The following is a 17,024-nucleotide window of genomic DNA, read 5'->3' as shown; positions in this document are numbered from 1 at the left end:
TGCGAGGAGGAGTGCTGCCCCGAGGAGCGCTCCCGTGCTACGTTCCCGGAGACGGAAGGAACGCGATGTCCGAGATCTTCGCGGCGGTGGACGCCCTGCTGGCCAAGGCCCGCGACGGCGGCGACCTGCCGGAGCCGGCCGAACGCGAACGCCTGCGCAAGGCCGCCGGCCTGACCCAGGCCGAGGTGGCCGAGGCCCTCGGGACCCGCCGGGAGACGTTCGCCAAGTGGGAGAACGGCACCGCGCGGCCGCGGGCCCCCCGGCGCGGCGCCTACGCCTTCCTCCTCGCGGGCCTGGCCGACATCCACGGCACCCGCGGCCCGGACGGCTGGCTCGCCCCCGCCCGCCGGGCCCGCCCCCTGGACACCGCCGACCAGCCCGCCACCGAGGGGCAGTGACACCCTGATGGACCGCAAGACCTACACCGCCGAGCTCGCCGGCCTGCGCGAGCTGCGCACCGGGATCACGGCCGCCCAGAAGGCCGTCGCCGCCGCGCAGAAGGAGTTGGACAAGCTCACCGCCCAGCGCGCCCGCCGGGTGGCCGGGCTCGCGGGCTACGAGGGCGCGCAGGCCGCGGCCGTCGCAAAGGCCTCCGGCCTGTCGGTGGGCGACGTGGTACGGATCGCCCCGCTGCTGGACCCGACCCCGGCCGCCGTCCGCGCCGCCGCGCCCGCCCCGGCGCCCGCGGCGCAACCCGCCCCCGCCGCCGAGCCCCCCGCCGCCGAACCCGTCACCGAGCCCCCCGCCGCCGAGCCGGCCACCGACGCCACCGAGGCCGCCCCCGCCCCCGGGCAGACGGAACCCGGCGTACAGGCCGCCCCGCCCCCAGCGGCCGCGTCCGCCCCCGCCCCCGCCGGACAGAGCGCACCCGCCGCACCGCGCGAACTGCCCACCCTCCCCGAAGGCCCGCCCGGCGCCCGGTTCGAGGCCGCCACCACCGGCCTGGCCTCCAAGCGCCCCCGCTTCACCCAGCAGACCCGCAGCACCGTCTTCCTGGACGCCGCCACCGGCGACCTCGCCGTGCGCGACCGCACCGTGCGCCTCGACCTCGGCACCCGCACCCCCGGCGAGATCCTGGACGCCGTCCTCGCCGCCGCCCCCGGCACCGAGCGCGTCTACATCACCGCCGGCGCCCCCTGGCACGACGGCGCCGAGCGCTACCCCACCCTCAAGGACGCCGTCGCCGCCTGGCTCAACACCCCCTGCGAGCGGTGGACCACCGCCGTCGGCTCCGGCCGCGACAAGCTCGCCGGCCACTTCGTCCACCAGCGCCAGCCCGTCGGCCGCTACGCCCCCGCCGCCGCCCCGGACAGCGGCAGCACCGAGATCCGCTCCATGGGGGAGTGGTTCGACCCGGACGGCGCCGACGTCGCCACCTGCCGCCAGGCCTTCACCCTGCTGTGGCAGGCGCTGCGCCGCCACTGGGACGACGCGGTCCTGATGGGCTCCCCGAGCCAGACCGGCCGGGACCTGTGGTCGCGCACCATCCCCACCACCGGCAAGTGGGCCGGCGGCTACCCCGTCCTGTCCGAGGAACTGCGCGGCCTGCTGCACGCCACCGGCGGCCAGGGCCGCACCGAACTGCTCCTGCCCCCGCGCGTCCCCGAGCAACTGCCCGCCCTGGTCGAGTACGACCGCACCTTCGCCTACGCCAAGCACCTGTGGAAGTCCCCGGTCGGCACCCCCACCCGCGTCACCGCCGCCGCGTTCGCCGCGATGAGCGGCGCGGAGCAGACCAGGGCCCTGATGTCCTGCTCGCACTGGAACGTGCGCGTCACCGTCCCGCCCGGCTGGAACCACGTCGGCCTGCTCCCGGCCCCCGTCACCGGGGACCGCGCCTGGACCTACCCCGCCGAGCCCGGCACCACGTTCACCACCTGGGCGGGCGGCGCGGAGGTCCACCTCGCCCTCGCCAACCACCTGATGCCCTGGAAGGTCGAGATCCTCGGCGGCCTGCTGTTCGAGGACGGCAAGCCCCTCGACGAGTGGGGCAAGCGCCTCAAGGCCGCCTGGGCCGACCTGACCGGCCTCTCCCGCGCCCACGCCGACGAACGCCAGCGCACCGCCGCCTACCTCGCCTCCCGCGCCGTGCGCGCGGTGCTGCTGTTCGGCCTCGGCGGCTTCGCCCAGCGCCCGCGCCTGGTCTCCGGCACCACCCCGGCCGGCGAGGCGCTCCCGGCCGGGGCGGAGATCCTCGGCCAGGACGGCGGGGTGGTGACCTGGCAGCGGCAGGCCGGCTTCTCCCGCGACCCGTACGCCCACCCCGAGTGGGCCGCCTACGTGTGGTCCGGCGCCCGGGCGGCGCTGCTGGACACGAAGTACCGCCAGGGCAAGGAGGTCGTCGGCCACGCCGGCGCCCTGCACGCGAGGCCCGGCACGGTCGTCTACTTCGGCACCGACAGCATCGCCCTGACCGAGCGCCAGCCCTGGCCCTACCGCGGCGAGGTGGGCGACTACCTCCTCAAGGGCCACCTGAGCGGCCCCCTCGACCACCCCACCAGCCAGGAGCAGTACCTCAAGCTGCGCGGCCGGGGCCGCGCCGAACTCGCCTCCGCGGGGGAGCGGTGAGCCCCGCCGACCCGAGCCGGCCGAACGAGGCCGCCCGCCTGACCCAGGAGCTCATCGACCAGGGCTACACCAGGCGCCAGGTCGCCGCGATGCTCGGGCGCGACGCCTCCCTCGTCTCCCAGTTCTTCACCAAGGGCAAGGGCGCCAGCATGGTCGGCGCGCTGCACCGGCTGGTCCAGGCCGTGCGGGGCGGCGAGCGCGACGAGCAGGCGCTGGCCGCCATCGCCGCGGCGAACACCAGCCGCCGCCGCACCCGCAGCGGGCAGCGGGCCCGGGTCCGCGGCAAGGACACCGTCGGCGAGGCCGGCGGCTCGATGGCCGGCCGCGCCGGCCGGCAGGCCATCAGGTCCGGCGCGAGCCACCTCGCCCCCGTCGTCCACGAGACCGGCCGGGCCGGCGGCCGCCTCGCCTTCACGGTGAGGATGAAGGCCGACCAGTACGTCTACGGCGCGGGCTCGGACGAGGACTCCGCGGGCCTGCGGCGCGGCTTCGTCCCGCGCGCCGACGGCACCGAGGAGCGCACCTACGGCTCCGCCTCCACCGGCGGCTTCGACGCCGCCGAGTGGTCCCGGCGGGTGGCCGACCACCACGGCGACGTCACCGAGGCCATGAAGGCCTGGCTGGTGGAGACCGGCCGCGCCGTCGAAGACGCCGACATCCGGTACCTCGAAGTCCGCGGCTGGGTCCCCGGCCGGAACCGCTGAGCCCCGGCGCCCGAGCCCCGGCGCCCGAACCCCGGCACGGGCCGAGGCCCCCCGCCGGCCGCCGGACCAGGACCGCGCCGCCGCCACGCCGTCCCGCACGGCCTCCCGCCGGCCCGGCGCACCCCGGGCACCGGGCCGGGCCCCTGTTTCCGAAGCGGCCGCCCGGGCAGCCGCACCAGGGACCAACCGGGCGCGCGCACCGGGAACCGGCCCGGCCGCCGGCGCGCGCCCGTCCGTCACGAGCGAGCGAGGTGGCGCAGATGAAGGCCCTGACCTGGCACGGAAAGCGGGACGTACGCATCGAGACGGTGCCCGACCCGGTCATCACCGACCCGACCGACGTCATCGTCAAGATCACCTCCAGCGGCCTGTGCGGATCGGACCTGCACCTCTACGAAGTCCTCGGAGCGTTCCTGGACGAAGGCGACATCCTCGGACACGAACCCATGGGCGTGGTCCAGGAGACCGGCCGCGACGTCACCGAGCTCGCCCCCGGGGACCGGGTCGTGATCCCCTTCAACGTCTCCTGCGGAACCTGCCGCACCTGCGACGAGGGCCTGCACTCCCAGTGCGAGACCACCCAGGTCCACGACTACGGCAACGGCGCGGCCCTGTTCGGCTACACCAAGCTCTACGGCCAGGTCCCCGGCGGCCAGGCCGAACTGCTGCGCGTCCCCTTCGGCAACACCCTGCCGATCAAGGTGCCCGACGGACCGCCGGACGACCGCTTCGTGTTCCTCTCCGACGTCCTGCCCACCGCATGGCAGGCCGTCCAGTACGCCAACCTCCCCAAGGACGGCAGCCTCGTCGTACTCGGACTCGGGCCGATCGGCGACATGGCCGCCCGGATCGCCCTGCACCAGGGCGCCGGCCAGGTGATCGGCGTGGACCTGGTGCCCGAACGCCTGGAGCGCGCCCGCGCCCGCGGCGTCACCGTGCTGAACCTCACCGACCACGGCAAGGACCTGCCCGAGACGATCCGCGACCTCACCGACGGCCGGGGCCCGCACGCGGTCATCGACGCCGTCGGCATGGAAGCCCACGGATCCCCCGCCGCCGAACTCGCCCAGAAGGCCACCACCCTGCTGCCCAGCCGCATCGCCGCCCCCCTCATGACACACGCCGGCGTCGACCGGCTGCACGCACTCCACCTGGCCATCGACATCGTGCGCCGCGGCGGCACCATCTCCCTGTCCGGCGTCTACGGCGGCCAGACCGACCCCCTGCCGCTGCTCACCATGTTCGACAAGCAGATCCAGCTGCGGATGGGCCAGGCCAACGTCCACCGCTGGGTACCCGACATCCTCCCCCTGCTCCTGGACGGCGACCCGCTCGGCGTCGACGACTTCGCCACCCACCACCTCCCGCTCACCCGGGCACCCGAGGCCTACGAGATGTTCCAGAAGAAGCAGGACGGCGCCGTCAAGATCCTCTTCCACCCCTGACCCGCGCCGCCCGCCCCCCCGGAGGCCCGCCATGGCACACCCCTCCCGCAACCGGGCCCGGCCCGGCCCGCCCGCGACCCGCACCGCACTGGTCACCGGCTCCTCCCGCGGGCTCGGCTGGCTCATCGCCCGCGAACTCGCCTCCCACGGCTACCGGGTGATGCTCAGCGCCCGCGACCAGGACGAACTGCGCCGGGCCCGACGGCGCCTCGACGCCGACGGCGCCCAGAGCGCCTGCGTCGCCTGCGACCTCACCGACCCCCAGGCCCCGGCACGGCTCCTGGACGCCGTCCACGAGCGGTTCGGCCCCCTCGACCTGCTCGTCAACAACGCCGGCATCATCCAGGTCGGACCCCTCGACGCCCTGCGCGAGGACGACTTCCGCCAGGCCATGGAAACCATGCTGTTCGCACCACTGCGCCTGACCACCGCCGCGCTGGCGGACCTGCGGGCGTCCGGGCACGGGTCGGTCGTGAACATCACCTCGATCGGCGGCCGGATCCCCGCCCCGCACCTGCTTCCCTACGTGGCGGCGAAGTTCGCGGCCACCGGGCTCTCCCAGGGCCTCCGGGCGGAACTGGCCGACAGCGGCGTCTCGGTCACCACCGTGATCCCGGGCCTGATGCGCACCGGCTCCCACACGGCCGCACGCTTCCACGGCCGCGCCCCGGCCGAGTACGCGTGGTTCGCCGCCGCCGCCTGCCTGCCCCTGCTGTCGATGGACGCCGAACGCGCCGCCCGCGCGATCGTCCGCGCCGCCGAGCGCCGGCGCCCCGAACTCGTCCTCACCCCGGCGGCACGGGTCGGATCGCTCGTCCACGGCCTGGCACCCGCGACCACGACCAGGCTGCTGACCCTGGCCGCACGCCTGCTCCCCGCCCCCGGCCGCGACCCCGAGCACGACGTGCCCGGCGCGGAAGCGGCCCGCACCAGCCCGCTCCCGTCCTGGGCCACCGCCCTCGGGGACCGCGCCGGACGCCGCTTCGGCCAACCCCGCGCCGGCACCTGAGCACCCCCACCCCGGGAAGACCGATCCCTCCGCCCGAAGCCCCCCCGCACCGCCGCAGCGGCCGCCCGCCGCAGGCCCCGACCCGGGCCGGCCGTGCTGCACCGGCTGCTCCCGGCGGGGTCACCCGGCCCGGAGGAGGGCGGCGCGGACGCTGCCGTGGACCTCGAAGAGCCGGTCCGCGCCGGTGATCTCCAGCAGCCGTCGGGCCCGGGCCGACGGCGCGGCCAGGGCGAGCGCGATGCCCACGGCCCGCGTCGCCAGGCGGCACCGGAGCAGCTCGTCGAGGCAGGCGGAGTCGCAGAACGTGAGGCCGGCGAGGTCGACGACCAGGCGCTCGGGCCGGTCGTCCACGGCGCGCCGGAAGGCCTGCCGGAGCCGGGCGCGTTGGTCCTGGTCGGCCTCCCCGCCGAGGCAGACGACCTCGGCCCCGTCGGCGGTGCGGGCGGTGGTGATCCGCAGCAGCGGGCGGGTGGCGCCGGGGGGCGTGGCGTGGGCGGGCTGCCGAAGGGGCATGACCGGGCCTTTCGTAGCTGGTTGGAACACTGCCGCCACGAGGCCCGCAAGGGCAGCGCCGCCCGGTGGCGTGCGGCACCGGCTGCTCCGAGCGGGGGGCACCGCCCGTCCGGGCAGCAGCGCGTTCAGGCCGGCTCCTCAACGAGCCTGGCCGCGATCCGCTGCCCGGTGTCGAGGCCGCCCCCCGTCGCGCTCCGCCGGAGGCGCACGGCCTCCGCGCGCCGTCCGGCGCCCAGCAGCCCCCGAAGGTCCTCCCGTAGCCCGGGCCCGCCGGCGGCCGGCACCGCAGCCGCGTCCTCGGCAGTGACCGGCAGGGCCCGGTCGGCCAGGCGGGCCGGCGCGGCCGGAGCGTGCGCGAGCGGCAGGTCGGACTCGGCGCGCAGCGCCTTCAGCGCGTCCGTCCTCCGGCCGGCTGCCAGGGACCGGCGCGCGGCTCGTTGCCGGTGCTCGGGCACCGGCGTGATGAAGGCCGCGGGCATCACGAGTAGTTCTCCCGGATCGAGTCGATCCGGAGCAGCTCGTCCAGGGCGAGAGCTTCCGCCCAGCCGGCCCCCGGGGCACCGGGGGCACCGCTCGCCGCCCACGCCGCCGGAGCGGCGCCGAGGGCCGGGGCGCCGGCGAGGACCGGGGTGACGCCGGGGGAAAGGCGTGCGTGCCGCATGGACGGGGCCCTTCGTTCGATCCGGTCTCCGGGCGAAACGGGATGTACGTGATCATGCCGTCGGCGGCGCCCCGTCCGCGACGGCCGCCGGGCCGGATGTCCCCCAGGGTGGGACACGCGTCCTGATGGGCCCCGGTCGCCCCGGGCGGCGCCGGGCCGCAGGGCCGTCCGCGGCGCCCGGGCTTGGCGTTCGGAGCCCCCAGCGTCTTTCATGACTTTCCATGACAAACCGGAGCCTGCTCATCGTTCTGTCGGACCACGTGGAACTCCTCGACGTCACCGGGCCCATGACGGTCTTCGACTGGGCCAACCGCCTCTGCGCGCCCGGGCGCAGACCGCCGGCCTACCGGCTGCGCACGGCGAGCCCGGGCGGCAGGCCGGTGACGGCCCGCGGCGGGCTGGTCCTGGGCGCGCAGTCGGCGCTGGCGAAGGAGCCTGCGCCCGACACCGTGGTGGTCCCGGGTGTCCCGCACGACCCGGATGTGGCTGCCTGGCTCAAGGAGCACGCGCCCGGTATCCGCAGGATCGTCTCGACCGGCGGGGGAGCCTTCGTCCTCGGCGCGGCCGGCTTGCTGGACGGCCGCCGTGCCGTGGCGCACTGGCGGCTCGCCCCGGCCCTGGCCCGCCGCTTTCCGGCCGCGCGGGTCGATTCCGGGCCGGTCTACGGCGGTGACGGGCAGGTGTGGACCTCGGCCGGCATGACCAGCGGGATCGACCTGGCCCTGGCCCTGGTGGAGGCCGACCACGGACCGGAGCTCGCCCTGGAGGTGGCCAGGCAGCTGGTGGTCCTCCTGCGCCGCGGTCACCACCAGCGGCAGATCAGCACCCAGCTGCGGCCGGCGCAGCCCGAGCGGGGCGGGCTGCGGCAGGTCCTGGAGTGGATCGTCGACCACCCCGACGAGGACCTCACCGTCGGGAGCCTCGCCTGGCGGGCCGCCCTTTCGCCGCGTCAGTTCACCCGGGCCTTCACCGCCGAGACGGGTGTCCCGCCGGGCCGGTTCGTCGCTCGGGTACGCCTGCAGGCGGCCCGCCGGAAGCTGGTGGAAGACCCGCGGGCCGGCCTGGAGGAGGTGGCGAGGTCGGCCGGCTACTCCAGCGCCGAGGTCATGCGGCGCGCCTTCCGCCGGGCGTACGGCATGACGCCCACGGCCTACCGGCGGGCCGACGGGCAGCTCCGCCGGCAGCGGTGGGGGTCAGATCCAGTTGCGGTCGCGGGCCGCGAGGGCGGTGTGGAACCGGTTGGTGGTTCCCAGGCGGCGCATGAGGGCGGCGATGTGGCCGCGGTAGGTCCGCAGTGACATGCCGAGTTCCCGCGCGCCGGTCTCGTCCTTGTCGACGCGGGCCATGGTGTGCAGGACGAGCCGCCCGGTGCGGTCGGTGAGCTGCTCCCCGAGGCCGACGGACCGGGCCCAGTGGCGCTCGAAGCTGTCCAGCAGGAGGGCCACCAGGCCGGGGTGGTGGACGACCAGGGCGCCGCGGGTGGGGTCGTGCGGGTCCGCGGCGACCACGGCGGTGCGCCGGTCGAAGACGACCATGCGTTCGAGAGGGCGGGCGGTGCTGCGGACCTCCGCGCCCTGGGCGCGCAGTTCCGTGGCGAAGCGGTGGACCTCGCGGCGGTCGAGCACGCCCGCAGGCAGGAGGGTGCGCATCCTCAGGCCGCGGCGCAGGTACTTGAGGTCGCGGGTCCTGACGTCGTCCAGGGCGGCGGCGAGGATCGGCGCCGGGTAGGTGGTCAGCCGCTCCTGCCTGGCGAAGAAGGACAGGTCGTCGACCGTCTCGACGACCTGTGCGAGGCCTTCGACGAAGCCGAGCTCGCCGGTCGGGGCGTGGTCCCCGGCGCGCTGGTCCTCCAGCAGGCTGTCCGCGAGGTGGCGGGAGGAGGCGACGTGGCGGGCCTCGCGGTGCAGGCGGCGCAGGCGGCGCCGGGTCAGGCGGTCGACCACGCTCCTCGGATCGGTCCCGCGGAACGCGGAGGGCCCGGTGGCGGTGACCGCGCCCAGCTCCCGGAGCCGGTCGAGGACGGCGTTCGCCGTGGTGTCGGTGAGGCCGCAGCTGCGGGCGACGGCTGCGGCCGTGATCCCGGGGGAGCGCAGGACGAGCCGGTAGACCTCCTCCTCCCGCGCGTCCACGCCGAGGGCGGCCAGCATGTTGGGTCCCACGTTCTCCACCGGTTCCTCCCGCTCGCAGTGCGTCGGCGGTCCGGACCGGGCGAACCGCCCGCCAAAGATCCTTACCGAAGCCCCGCGTCCGGCCCCAAGGGACCTGCGCCCGCATTCCCCGGGACCAATGCCCCGGGTCCTTGCAGGAGCCTGCAGGGCTTCGCCCGGGCCTGCAGGAAGTGCCCCGGGAGATGCGCCTCCTGCTTGTCCCGGGCCCGAAAGGATTCCTGGGGGAGTCCGGTACCGGGCCCGCCCGGAAGCCGTTGCCGGGCGGGCCCGCCGGGCCCGGACCGTCCGGGCCGGCCTCCGCCCGGACGGGCATGCGTCCGGACCGTCGTCAAAGGAGTGAAGCCGTGCGGGCAGCCGTCATCCGCCGGTGGCGCACGCCGCCCCGCGGCCGGCCCCGGTCGCCTCCGCGGCGTGGACGGCGCCCGCCGGCCCGGCACCACGCCGGTCCTCCGTCAGCAGCCGGTGCGAACGGCCCTCACCTCCCGTCGAGGATGGCGGAGAGTTCGGCATCGATGCGCTGGTCGGTGATTTCCCGGCCGATCGGCACCAGGCTGCTGGTGCGTACCAGGAATGTGGCCAGCGGAATTCCGGAGGTGAGGAGAAGGGCGCTTCCGCCGGGCGAGTTGAGCGCGATGCTGACCTCCGAGAGTTCCTCGTGGACCGGTCGGATGCGGACGTCGCCGTCGCCGGCCGGTCCACTCATCCCCGCAATCAGCAGTTCACGGGCGAAGGACCAGCTGACCGGGGTCTTCCCGCGGGGGCGGAAGGTGAGCCGGACCGCCAGCGGGTCGTCGGCCGCGTACATCAGGTCCACCGGGATCCGGAAGGAGCTTCCGGTGGGAGTCACGAGGTTCATCACCAGGGAGGCATGGATGGTGGAGTGCCGCACTGCATCGCCTCTCGTTCCGGCCGTGCCGTCGGCGGGCCGGTGGCACGGTCATTTCCGACGTTTCTTGTGACGAGTCATGCAACTTCTGCGCCAGGCCCTGTTTCCGGAGCCCCGAGACCTTCACTTCGGGGTCGTCGGATCGGGGCGGGGCCGGCGTTCCGGCGGATGGTGGAGAGAATTCCGCGCCACCGCCGGCCGGAGCTCTTGGCAGGAAACTCGACCATTCATCGGCCCGAATTGCAAGAATTCGACAGGAGGGGGGCCGGGAAAAGGCCTTCCGCCCCCACCGGGGGGACCTTCGACCCAAGGGCCGCGATGGGCGGCCGAGCCGGAATCCGAACAGAAGGAGATACCGCGCGTGCGCGAGAACTCGTCCCGCCTGGCCGCAGCCGTCGCCGTGGCGGCCGTCGCCCTGGGCCTTGCCGTGACGGCGGCCAGATCCGGCGCGAGGCTGCGGTCGGTGCCCCCTGCGCGCAGGGCCGCCGCCGGTCCGGTCACCCGGAGCCGGAGCCCCCGGGGACAGCTGCGGGCAGGCACCGGCGGGCGGCGCCCGGGCAGGGCCCGAGGGTCCGTCACGGGCCACGCACCGCCGCAGCGGCCGACCGGGACCTCCCCCCGGCGCCGTCCGTCCTCGGGGCGGCCTCCCGGCGGCGGGCGGCACGCCGCCCCGGCGGCTGCGCGGCCGACCGACGGGGACGGCCCCGCGAGGGCCTGCGCCGGACCGCCGGGCGAGCGGCACGGTCCCACCGGACCGCGCGCCCGCCCCGGTGCGCCACCGTCCCCGGAAGAGCCGCCCGCCCCCGGCGGGCACCGGCGCACCGGCTTCATCCCGCGGATGAGGCCGAGATCCGAGGACTGACCGCCGCCGCCCCGACGCGCACCGCCGTGATGCACCCTGCCGCCACGGGTGTGACGGTGCGTCGCGCACCGTGTGAGCGCGGCTGCGGCCGGGGAGTCTCGTGCGATGGAGAGGGACATCACGGTGCGGGTCGACGGGGCACCGCGCCGACTGACGGTCGACACGCGTACGACACTGCTCGACGCCCTGCGGGAACGGCTGGGGGTGACGAGCCCCAAGAAGGGCTGCGACCACGGGCAGTGCGGCGCCTGCACCGTGCTGTCCGGCGGACGGCGCGTGCTGAGCTGCCTGACCCTCGCCGTCACCCAGGACGGCGCGCACGTCGTCACGGCGCAGGGGCTCGCCGCCCACGCACCGAACCCCCGCGCATGGGACGCCCCCGGACCCAGCGCCCCCGGACCGCACGCCGAGGGGCCCGCCGACGGCGCCCTGCACCCCGTCCAGGAGGCCTTCGTCGACTGCGACGCGCTCCAGTGCGGCTACTGCACCCCGGGACAGGTGGTCTCCGCGGTCGGCGCGCTCGACGAGCTCGCCCGGGGCTGGCCGAGCGCCGTCACCGAAGGCCCGGGCGCGCCCCGGCTGGAGCGCGCCGAGATCGCCGAGCGGATGAGCGGCAACCTGTGCCGCTGCGCGGCCTACGTCAACATCGTGACCGCCGTGCTGCAGGCGGCCGGGTCCGCCCCGGCCCCGCGGGACACCCCCTCGGAGGTCTCCGGGTGAAGCCCTTCGACTACCGCGCCCCCGCCGACGCCGCCCAAGCCGTGCACAGCGTCGCCGCGCACCCCGACGCGGTGTTCCTCGGCGGCGGGACGAACCTCGTGGACCACCTCAAGCTGGGCGTCGTCGAACCCTCCCTGGTCGTCGCCCTCGCCGGCCTCCTGCCGGCCGGGATCGAGGAGCTCGGCGACGGCGCCCTGCGGATCGGCGCGGGCGTCAGCAACAGCGAGCTCGCCGCGCACCCGCGGGTGCGCGAGTGGTTCCCGGTGCTGTCCCAGGCGCTGCTGTCGGGCGCGTCGGGCCAGCTGCGCAACATGGCCACCACCGGCGGCAACCCGCTGCAGCGCACCCGCTGCGTCTACTTCCGGGACGTCACGACGCCGTGCAACAAGCGGCAGCCGGGCTCGGGCTGTTCCGCGATCGGCGGGTGGACCCGCAACCACGCGATCCTCGGCGCCTCCGAGCACTGCATCGCGGTCCACCCCTCCGACATGGCCGTGGCGATGGCCGCGCTCGGGGCACAGGTGCGGGTGCTCGGCCCGCACGGCGAGCGCACGGTCCCCTTCACCGCCCTGCACCGCCTGCCCGGCGACACCCCCCAGCGCGACACGGTGCTCGAACACGGCGAGCTGATCACCGCGATCGACCTGCCGGCCCAGCCCATCGCCCGCCGCTCGGCCTACCGCAAGGTGCGCGACCGCGCCTCCTACGCGTTCGCCCTGGTCAGCGTGGCCGCCGCACTCGACGTCCGGGACGGGGTGATCGTGGACGCCCGCGTCGCGTTCGGCGGCGTCGCGCACGCGCCCTGGCGCGCCCACCGGGCCGAGGAGGCCCTGCGCGGCGCCCCGGCCTCGGAGGACGCCTACCGGGCCGCCGCCGACGCGGAACTCGCCGCCGCCCGCCCCGCCGAGGGCCTGGACGGCGGCAACGCGTTCAAGATCCCCCTGCTGCGCCGCACCCTGGCCGCCACCCTGCGCGGCCTGGCCGGAGAGGACGCCCCATGACGTTCCCGGACGAGCCCGCCGCCGTCGGCCGCGACCTGCCCCGCCGGGACGGCGCCGTCAAGGTCCTGGGCACCGCCCCCTACGCCGACGAGGCCGCGCCGCCCGACGCGGCCCACCTGCACGTGGTCCGGTCCACGATCGCGCGCGGGCACGTGACGGAGCTGGACACCGCCGCCGCCGAGGCGCTCGACGGCGTGCTCGCGGTGCTCACCCCGCGTACCGCGGAGCGCCTGGCCTCCACCGGGGACCGCGAGCTGGCCGCCTTGCAGGACACCCGGGTCGACTTCCGGGGCCAGGCCCTGGCCCTGGTCGTCGCCGAGAGCTCGGAGGCGGCGCGGCACGCGGCCGCCCTCGTCCGGGTCGGCTACGCGCAGCAGGCGCACGACGTCGGGCTGCGGGCCGACCGCGACGACCTGTACGCGCCCGAAGCGGTGAACCCGGACCTTCCCACCGACACCGCCGAGGGCGACGTCGACGCCGCGATGGCGGCCGCGCCGGTGAGCGTCGACCGCACGTACACCACCGCGATGTACCACAACAACCCGATGGAGCCGCACGCCACCGTCGCCCTGTGGGAGCCGGCGGACGGCGGGCGGCTCACGCTGTGGGACTCCACCCAGGGCGTCCACCCGGCGCGTGCCACCGTGGCGTCGGTGTTCGGCCTCGACGAGGCGCGGGTGCGGGTGGTCTGCCCGTACGTGGGGGGCGGGTTCGGCTCCAAGGGGCAGCCGCACGTCAACGTGGTGCTCGCCGCGCTGGCCGCCCGCGCGCTCCCCGGCCGGGCGGTGCGCCTGGCCCTGACCCGCGCGCAGATGTACTCCCTCACCGGCCACCGCACCCCGACCCTCCAGCGCTGCCGGCTGGCCGCCGACCGCGACGGCAGGATCACCGCCCTCGCCGTCGATGTCGTCGAACACACCTCGCGCGTCAAGGAGTTCGCCGAGCAGACCGGTGTGCCCGCGCGCACGATGTACGCCTCGCCCAACCGCCGCACCACCCACCGGCTGGCCGCCCTCGACGTCCCGGTGCCGTCCTGGATGCGCGCGCCCGGCGAGTGCCCCGGCATGTTCGGCCCCGAGGTGGCGATGGACGAGCTGGCCGAGCGCCTGGGCCTGGACCCGGTCGAGCTGCGGATCCGCAACGAGCCCGCCGTCGAGCCCGGCTCCGGCAAGCCCTTCTCCAGCCGGAACCTGGTCGGCTGCCTGCGGGAGGGAGCGGCCCGGTTCGACTGGTCGCGGCGCGACCCGCGGCCCGGCGTGCGCCGCGACGGCGACTGGCTGGTCGGCACGGGCGTGGCGGCCTCCACCTACCCGGTCAGCCGGATGCCGACGTCGACGGCCACGATCCGGTGGGAGGGCGGGCGCCACGCCGTCGAGATCGGCGCGGCCGACCTCGGCACCGGCACGTGGACCACGCTGGCGCAGATCGCCGCGGACGCGCTCGGCGTGCCGGTGGCGGAGGTGGACGTGCGGATCGGCGACACGCGCTACCCGGTGGCGTCGGTGGCCGGCGGCTCCTCCGGCACGACGACGTGGGGCTCGGCCGTGGTCGAGGCCGCGAGCGCCTTCCGCGCGCGCTACGGGAGCCGGCCGCCGGAGGGGGCCGAGGCGTCCGGCTCCGTCGGGCCGGCCGACGACCGCTACGCGATGCACGCCTACGGCGCGCAGTTCGCCGAGGCGCGCGTCCACGCGGACACCGGCGAGGTGAGGGTCCCGCGCCTGCTGGGCGTGTTCGCCGCGGGCCGGATCGTCAACCCCCGCACGGCGCGCTCCCAGTTCGTCGGCGGGATGACGATGGGGCTGTCGATGGCGCTGCACGAGAACGGCGTGCTCGACCCCCGCACCGGCCACGTCGTCAACCACGACCTCGCCGACTACCACATCACGGCCAACGCGGACGTCGACAGGGTCGAGGCGCACTGGCTCGCCGAGCACGACCCCCACGTCAACGCCATGGGGACCAAGGGCATCGGCGAGATCGGCATCGTCGGCACGGCCGCCGCGGTCGCCAACGCCGTGTGGCACGCCTGCGGCGTGCGGGTCCGGGACCTGCCGATCACGCTGGACAAGGTCCTGCCCGCCCTGGAGGACCGGCCCGGGCGGTGACCGCGAAGCCTCCGACGGCCCCTCGCCGGGAACCCGCCGAAGCGGGCACCGAGCACGCCCGGGGCGCCCGGCGCGGCGGCGCCTCCTCCGCCGTCCCGCAGCAGCCGCAAAGCCCCGGCTCGGCATCGCTGCCGCCGCCCGACCCGGTCCCCGCCGCCGTTCCGGCCGCCGCCGACTGACCACCGCCCGGCGGGCCGCCGAGGCGGGGCGGCCGGGTGGCGGGGCATGGCGAGCGCGACCGCCCCGACGGCCGCCGAGGCAGAGGCCACGGCCCGCCTCGCCGTCCCGGTCGGCGGGCAAAGGCGGACCCGGCCGGCGAAGCCATCGCCTGGCGGGTGCCGCCGCAGGAGGTGAGAACCCCGTTCCCGGGGCGCGGGGTCAGTGCGGAAGAAGCCCGCCGGTCCGGGCCCGGTTGAGGGTGGAGACGCGGTCGCGGGTGCCGAGCTTGCGGTAGATCCGTTCGATGTGCTTGTTGGCGGTGCGGGTGGTGATGCCGAGGCGTCGGCCGATCGCGGCGGCGGTGAGCGCGTCCGCGAGGAGAAGGAGGACGGCCGCCTCACGTGGCGTGAGCCCCGCGTCGACGGGCGGAGCCTGATCCCCGGTCGCCTCGCCGCCAAAGGGCGGGGGCCGGCGCACGGCATGCCACTGGGACAGCAGTTCCCACTGCCGGTCGACAGCGCGGAGCAGCGGCTGGATCCGGGCTCCGTAGGCGCAGTCCGAGGCGGTGAACGCGTCGTCCGGGCGGAGCAGCACGTAGCCGCGGACGGGGTCGTACGTGCCCGGCAGGGGGATGCCGAAGGCGAAGCGGCGGCCGGGGGCGAACCTGCGGACGTCCCCCAGGTCCAGTGTCCGGCCGATCTCCTGGGCTGTGAGCGGCGCGGTGCCGGGCGTCGTCGCGTAGTAGTCGGAGAAGGGGCGTCCGGTCCTGATCTGACGGCGTGCCCTCTCGTCGGTGAGCGCGGTGGCCGCGCCGCTGCTGGTGGCGATGGTCATGGGCCCCGCGTCCATGCGCCAGTCCCCCTCTTTGAACACGACGACCTCGGCAGCGCACGCGCTCAGCAGTTCGGCCAGGACGAGCCCGTGGAGCGCGGAAGGGTCCCGCTCGTGCAAGGCCGCCACGGCCAGGTCGTGCATCCGCCGGTAGAGCCGCGCGGTGTACCGGGCGTTGTCGGGCACTGTCCCTCCTGGTGACGGCGTGCCGGAGCGGGCAGGCGGCGGTGTCAATACGCAGAACTGCCACTGGGGGAGCCTGCCCCGGCCTGGCAGGCTTACGCGAGCGGAAAGGTATGTACACGACATTCAGTGAATCCGTGTGGAACACCCGTTCTTCGAAGAGGAGTCCGAGAATGAAGTCGAACACCCGTCGCCTGGGCCGAGCCTCCGCGCTGGCCGCCGCCGTCGGAACCGCCGTCGTCTTCGCCGCCGGGCCGGCCTCCGCCGCCGGCGGGTACTGGAGCGTCCAGTGCGACTACGGCAGGGCGTGCATCGCCCTCGCCAAGGGCGGGGCGACCCCGGTCTGGAACGTGGACGGCTGCGGCGTGCACCCGATCCACGACTACTACCGCCTGGGCCAGGCCCACGGCAACACGTTCGTCGTCCACTACGAGAACCTCCTGACGGACACCGTCTTCGCGTGGCAGACCCGGGGGTTGGACCGGAACGTCCTGGTCACGTCCGTGGACGTGCAGTGCTGAGGTAGGGCGAACCGCGCCCCGCCGGGCGGCAGGCCGGCGCACGGCGGGGCAACGCTGCTGCCGGCACCTGTGCCCGGGGGCGTCGTCCTCGGCCGCCGCCCCGGCGTCGGGCCGTGGCGGTCGTCATCCGGCCGCAGCCCGGCGCCTTCGCCTCCCCGGCCCGTCCCGCCACCGGCCCGCTGTGCCCCGCGGCGCCGCGCTGCTGTCCCGGCCCGCTGTCGGGCCGTGGCGGTCGCCGTCCGGCCGCAGCTTCGTCACCGACGCGCGCCGTGCCCAGATCATCGCCGCCGCCATCGAGACCGTCGCCGAACTCGGGTACGCCCGTGCCTCGTTCGCACAGATCGCGAAACGGGCCAGGATCTCCAGCGTGCGTCTGATCTCCTACCACTTCGACGACAAGGAGGACCTGTTCCAGTCGGTCGTCGACACCGTCCAGGACGAGGCGCGCGCCTTCATGCAGCCGCGTATCCGCGCCCACACCGAGCCGGCCGCGATGCTGGCCGCCTCCATCGAGCCGTGGGGCAGCCGCACGCTGAGCCTGTCCGCGCCGCCCGGTGGTCCGGCCTCCGCTCACTCCAACGGACCCGGTCGGCACCCTTGAAGTCGGGACCGAGGGCGAGGCCGGGGCGGGCCGGGCCGGTCTTCGCCGTGGCGGTTGCGCGGCCGCTCGCAGCGCGGTTCCCCGCGG

The 17,024-nt window shown here is 76.0% G+C and carries 18 protein-coding genes; 12 read left to right on the top strand and 6 right to left on the bottom strand.

From position 1 onward, the window contains the following. Nucleotides 1–65: 65 nt before the first annotated feature. From ACH5AR_RS20140 to ACH5AR_RS20120, 5 genes are all read left to right on the top strand, one after another. A complete protein-coding gene (locus ACH5AR_RS20140; protein WP_396302795.1) occupies nucleotides 66–398 on the top strand; it encodes a helix-turn-helix domain-containing protein in 333 nt (110 codons plus the stop codon). Between the two features lie 7 nt (nucleotides 399–405). Beyond that, on the top strand, nucleotides 406–2,568 hold the full coding sequence (locus ACH5AR_RS20135; RefSeq protein WP_396302794.1) for a hypothetical protein: 2,163 nt from the start codon (nucleotides 406–408) through the stop codon (nucleotides 2,566–2,568). After that, entirely contained in the window at nucleotides 2,565–3,272 is a 708-nt protein-coding gene (locus ACH5AR_RS20130; RefSeq protein WP_396302793.1) for a helix-turn-helix domain containing protein, read from the top strand. Before ACH5AR_RS20135 ends, ACH5AR_RS20130 begins: the two co-directional genes overlap by 4 nt. 260 nt (nucleotides 3,273–3,532) lie before the next feature. Continuing rightward, entirely contained in the window at nucleotides 3,533–4,717 is a 1,185-nt protein-coding gene (locus ACH5AR_RS20125; protein WP_396302792.1) for an alcohol dehydrogenase catalytic domain-containing protein, read from the top strand. A gap of 31 nt (nucleotides 4,718–4,748) precedes the next feature. After that, complete coding sequence (locus tag ACH5AR_RS20120) at nucleotides 4,749–5,726, top strand: SDR family NAD(P)-dependent oxidoreductase (RefSeq protein WP_396302791.1); 978 nt, start codon at nucleotides 4,749–4,751, stop codon at nucleotides 5,724–5,726. Between the two features lie 120 nt (nucleotides 5,727–5,846). On the opposite strand, the gene ACH5AR_RS20115 is transcribed toward ACH5AR_RS20120, so the two are convergent. From ACH5AR_RS20115 to ACH5AR_RS20105, 3 genes are all read right to left on the bottom strand, one after another. Beyond that, complete coding sequence (locus ACH5AR_RS20115; protein ID WP_396302790.1) at nucleotides 5,847–6,239, bottom strand: STAS domain-containing protein; 393 nt, start codon at nucleotides 6,237–6,239, stop codon at nucleotides 5,847–5,849. A gap of 125 nt (nucleotides 6,240–6,364) precedes the next feature. After that, nucleotides 6,365–6,718, bottom strand: coding sequence for a hypothetical protein (locus ACH5AR_RS20110; protein WP_396302789.1), 354 nt, complete (start codon nucleotides 6,716–6,718; stop codon nucleotides 6,365–6,367). After that, a complete protein-coding gene (locus ACH5AR_RS20105) occupies nucleotides 6,718–6,900 on the bottom strand; it encodes a hypothetical protein (protein ID WP_396302788.1) in 183 nt (60 codons plus the stop codon). Before ACH5AR_RS20105 ends, ACH5AR_RS20110 begins: the two co-directional genes overlap by 1 nt. A gap of 221 nt (nucleotides 6,901–7,121) precedes the next feature. On the opposite strand from ACH5AR_RS20105, the gene ACH5AR_RS20100 reads away from it, so the two are divergent. Further along, nucleotides 7,122–8,198 carry a GlxA family transcriptional regulator gene (locus ACH5AR_RS20100; RefSeq protein WP_396302787.1) on the top strand — a complete coding sequence of 359 codons (1,077 nt, stop codon included), beginning with the start codon at nucleotides 7,122–7,124 and terminating at the stop codon, nucleotides 8,196–8,198. Here the strand turns inward: ACH5AR_RS20100 and ACH5AR_RS20095 are convergent. Both ACH5AR_RS20095 and ACH5AR_RS20090 read right to left on the bottom strand, forming a co-directional pair. Further along, nucleotides 8,094–9,068 carry a helix-turn-helix transcriptional regulator gene (locus ACH5AR_RS20095; RefSeq protein ID WP_396302786.1) on the bottom strand — a complete coding sequence of 325 codons (975 nt, stop codon included), beginning with the start codon at nucleotides 9,066–9,068 and terminating at the stop codon, nucleotides 8,094–8,096. The genes ACH5AR_RS20100 and ACH5AR_RS20095 overlap by 105 nt on opposite strands. Nucleotides 9,069–9,543: 475 nt before the next feature. Beyond that, nucleotides 9,544–9,924 (bottom strand): SsgA family sporulation/cell division regulator, encoded by a 381-nt coding sequence (locus ACH5AR_RS20090; RefSeq protein ID WP_396302785.1) that lies wholly within the window; start codon nucleotides 9,922–9,924, stop codon nucleotides 9,544–9,546. A gap of 997 nt (nucleotides 9,925–10,921) precedes the next feature. Between ACH5AR_RS20090 and ACH5AR_RS20085 the strand changes: the two genes are divergently transcribed. From ACH5AR_RS20085 to ACH5AR_RS20070, 4 genes are read left to right on the top strand one after another with little or no spacing between them, the layout of a single operon-like run. Beyond that, nucleotides 10,922–11,536 carry a (2Fe-2S)-binding protein gene (locus ACH5AR_RS20085; protein WP_396302784.1) on the top strand — a complete coding sequence of 205 codons (615 nt, stop codon included), beginning with the start codon at nucleotides 10,922–10,924 and terminating at the stop codon, nucleotides 11,534–11,536. Then, complete coding sequence (locus ACH5AR_RS20080) at nucleotides 11,533–12,537, top strand: FAD binding domain-containing protein (protein ID WP_396302783.1); 1,005 nt, start codon at nucleotides 11,533–11,535, stop codon at nucleotides 12,535–12,537. The genes ACH5AR_RS20085 and ACH5AR_RS20080 overlap by 4 nt, the downstream gene beginning before the upstream one ends. After that, entirely contained in the window at nucleotides 12,534–14,642 is a 2,109-nt protein-coding gene (locus ACH5AR_RS20075) for a xanthine dehydrogenase family protein molybdopterin-binding subunit (RefSeq protein ID WP_396302782.1), read from the top strand. The genes ACH5AR_RS20080 and ACH5AR_RS20075 overlap by 4 nt, the downstream gene beginning before the upstream one ends. Further along, complete coding sequence (locus tag ACH5AR_RS20070) at nucleotides 14,639–14,821, top strand: hypothetical protein (RefSeq protein ID WP_396302781.1); 183 nt, start codon at nucleotides 14,639–14,641, stop codon at nucleotides 14,819–14,821. The genes ACH5AR_RS20075 and ACH5AR_RS20070 overlap by 4 nt, the downstream gene beginning before the upstream one ends. Nucleotides 14,822–15,020: 199 nt before the next feature. Here ACH5AR_RS20070 and ACH5AR_RS20065 read toward each other — a convergent pair whose 3' ends face one another. After that, complete coding sequence (locus tag ACH5AR_RS20065) at nucleotides 15,021–15,818, bottom strand: LuxR C-terminal-related transcriptional regulator (protein WP_396302780.1); 798 nt, start codon at nucleotides 15,816–15,818, stop codon at nucleotides 15,021–15,023. Nucleotides 15,819–15,988: 170 nt separating this feature from the next. On the opposite strand from ACH5AR_RS20065, the gene ACH5AR_RS20060 reads away from it, so the two are divergent. Next, nucleotides 15,989–16,336 (top strand): hypothetical protein, encoded by a 348-nt coding sequence (locus ACH5AR_RS20060; RefSeq protein ID WP_396302779.1) that lies wholly within the window; start codon nucleotides 15,989–15,991, stop codon nucleotides 16,334–16,336. Between the two features lie 181 nt (nucleotides 16,337–16,517). Beyond that, complete coding sequence (locus ACH5AR_RS20055; protein WP_396302778.1) at nucleotides 16,518–16,937, top strand: TetR/AcrR family transcriptional regulator; 420 nt, start codon at nucleotides 16,518–16,520, stop codon at nucleotides 16,935–16,937. Nucleotides 16,938–17,024: the final 87 nt, after the last annotated feature.

The sequence above is a fragment of the Kitasatospora sp. NPDC018619 genome, assembly GCF_044391605.1.
Taxonomy (GTDB): domain Bacteria; phylum Actinomycetota; class Actinomycetes; order Streptomycetales; family Streptomycetaceae; genus Kitasatospora.
Note: the sequence above shows the minus strand (reverse complement) of the source record. Positions and strands in the feature narration are given on the sequence as shown.

Coding starts and splice junctions, on each gene's coding strand:
- ACH5AR_RS20110 (WP_396302789.1), bottom strand. CDS start 6,718: ATGCCCGCGGCCTTCATCACGCCGGTGCCCGAGCACCGGCAACGAGCC.
- ACH5AR_RS20140 (WP_396302795.1), top strand. CDS start 66: ATGTCCGAGATCTTCGCGGCGGTGGACGCCCTGCTGGCCAAGGCCCGC.
- ACH5AR_RS20075 (WP_396302782.1), top strand. CDS start 12,534: ATGACGTTCCCGGACGAGCCCGCCGCCGTCGGCCGCGACCTGCCCCGC.
- ACH5AR_RS20135 (WP_396302794.1), top strand. CDS start 406: ATGGACCGCAAGACCTACACCGCCGAGCTCGCCGGCCTGCGCGAGCTG.
- ACH5AR_RS20115 (WP_396302790.1), bottom strand. CDS start 6,239: ATGCCCCTTCGGCAGCCCGCCCACGCCACGCCCCCCGGCGCCACCCGC.
- ACH5AR_RS20090 (WP_396302785.1), bottom strand. CDS start 9,924: ATGAACCTCGTGACTCCCACCGGAAGCTCCTTCCGGATCCCGGTGGAC.
- ACH5AR_RS20100 (WP_396302787.1), top strand. CDS start 7,122: ATGACAAACCGGAGCCTGCTCATCGTTCTGTCGGACCACGTGGAACTC.
- ACH5AR_RS20085 (WP_396302784.1), top strand. CDS start 10,922: ATGGAGAGGGACATCACGGTGCGGGTCGACGGGGCACCGCGCCGACTG.
- ACH5AR_RS20125 (WP_396302792.1), top strand. CDS start 3,533: ATGAAGGCCCTGACCTGGCACGGAAAGCGGGACGTACGCATCGAGACG.
- ACH5AR_RS20105 (WP_396302788.1), bottom strand. CDS start 6,900: ATGCGGCACGCACGCCTTTCCCCCGGCGTCACCCCGGTCCTCGCCGGC.
- ACH5AR_RS20060 (WP_396302779.1), top strand. CDS start 15,989: ATGAAGTCGAACACCCGTCGCCTGGGCCGAGCCTCCGCGCTGGCCGCC.
- ACH5AR_RS20120 (WP_396302791.1), top strand. CDS start 4,749: ATGGCACACCCCTCCCGCAACCGGGCCCGGCCCGGCCCGCCCGCGACC.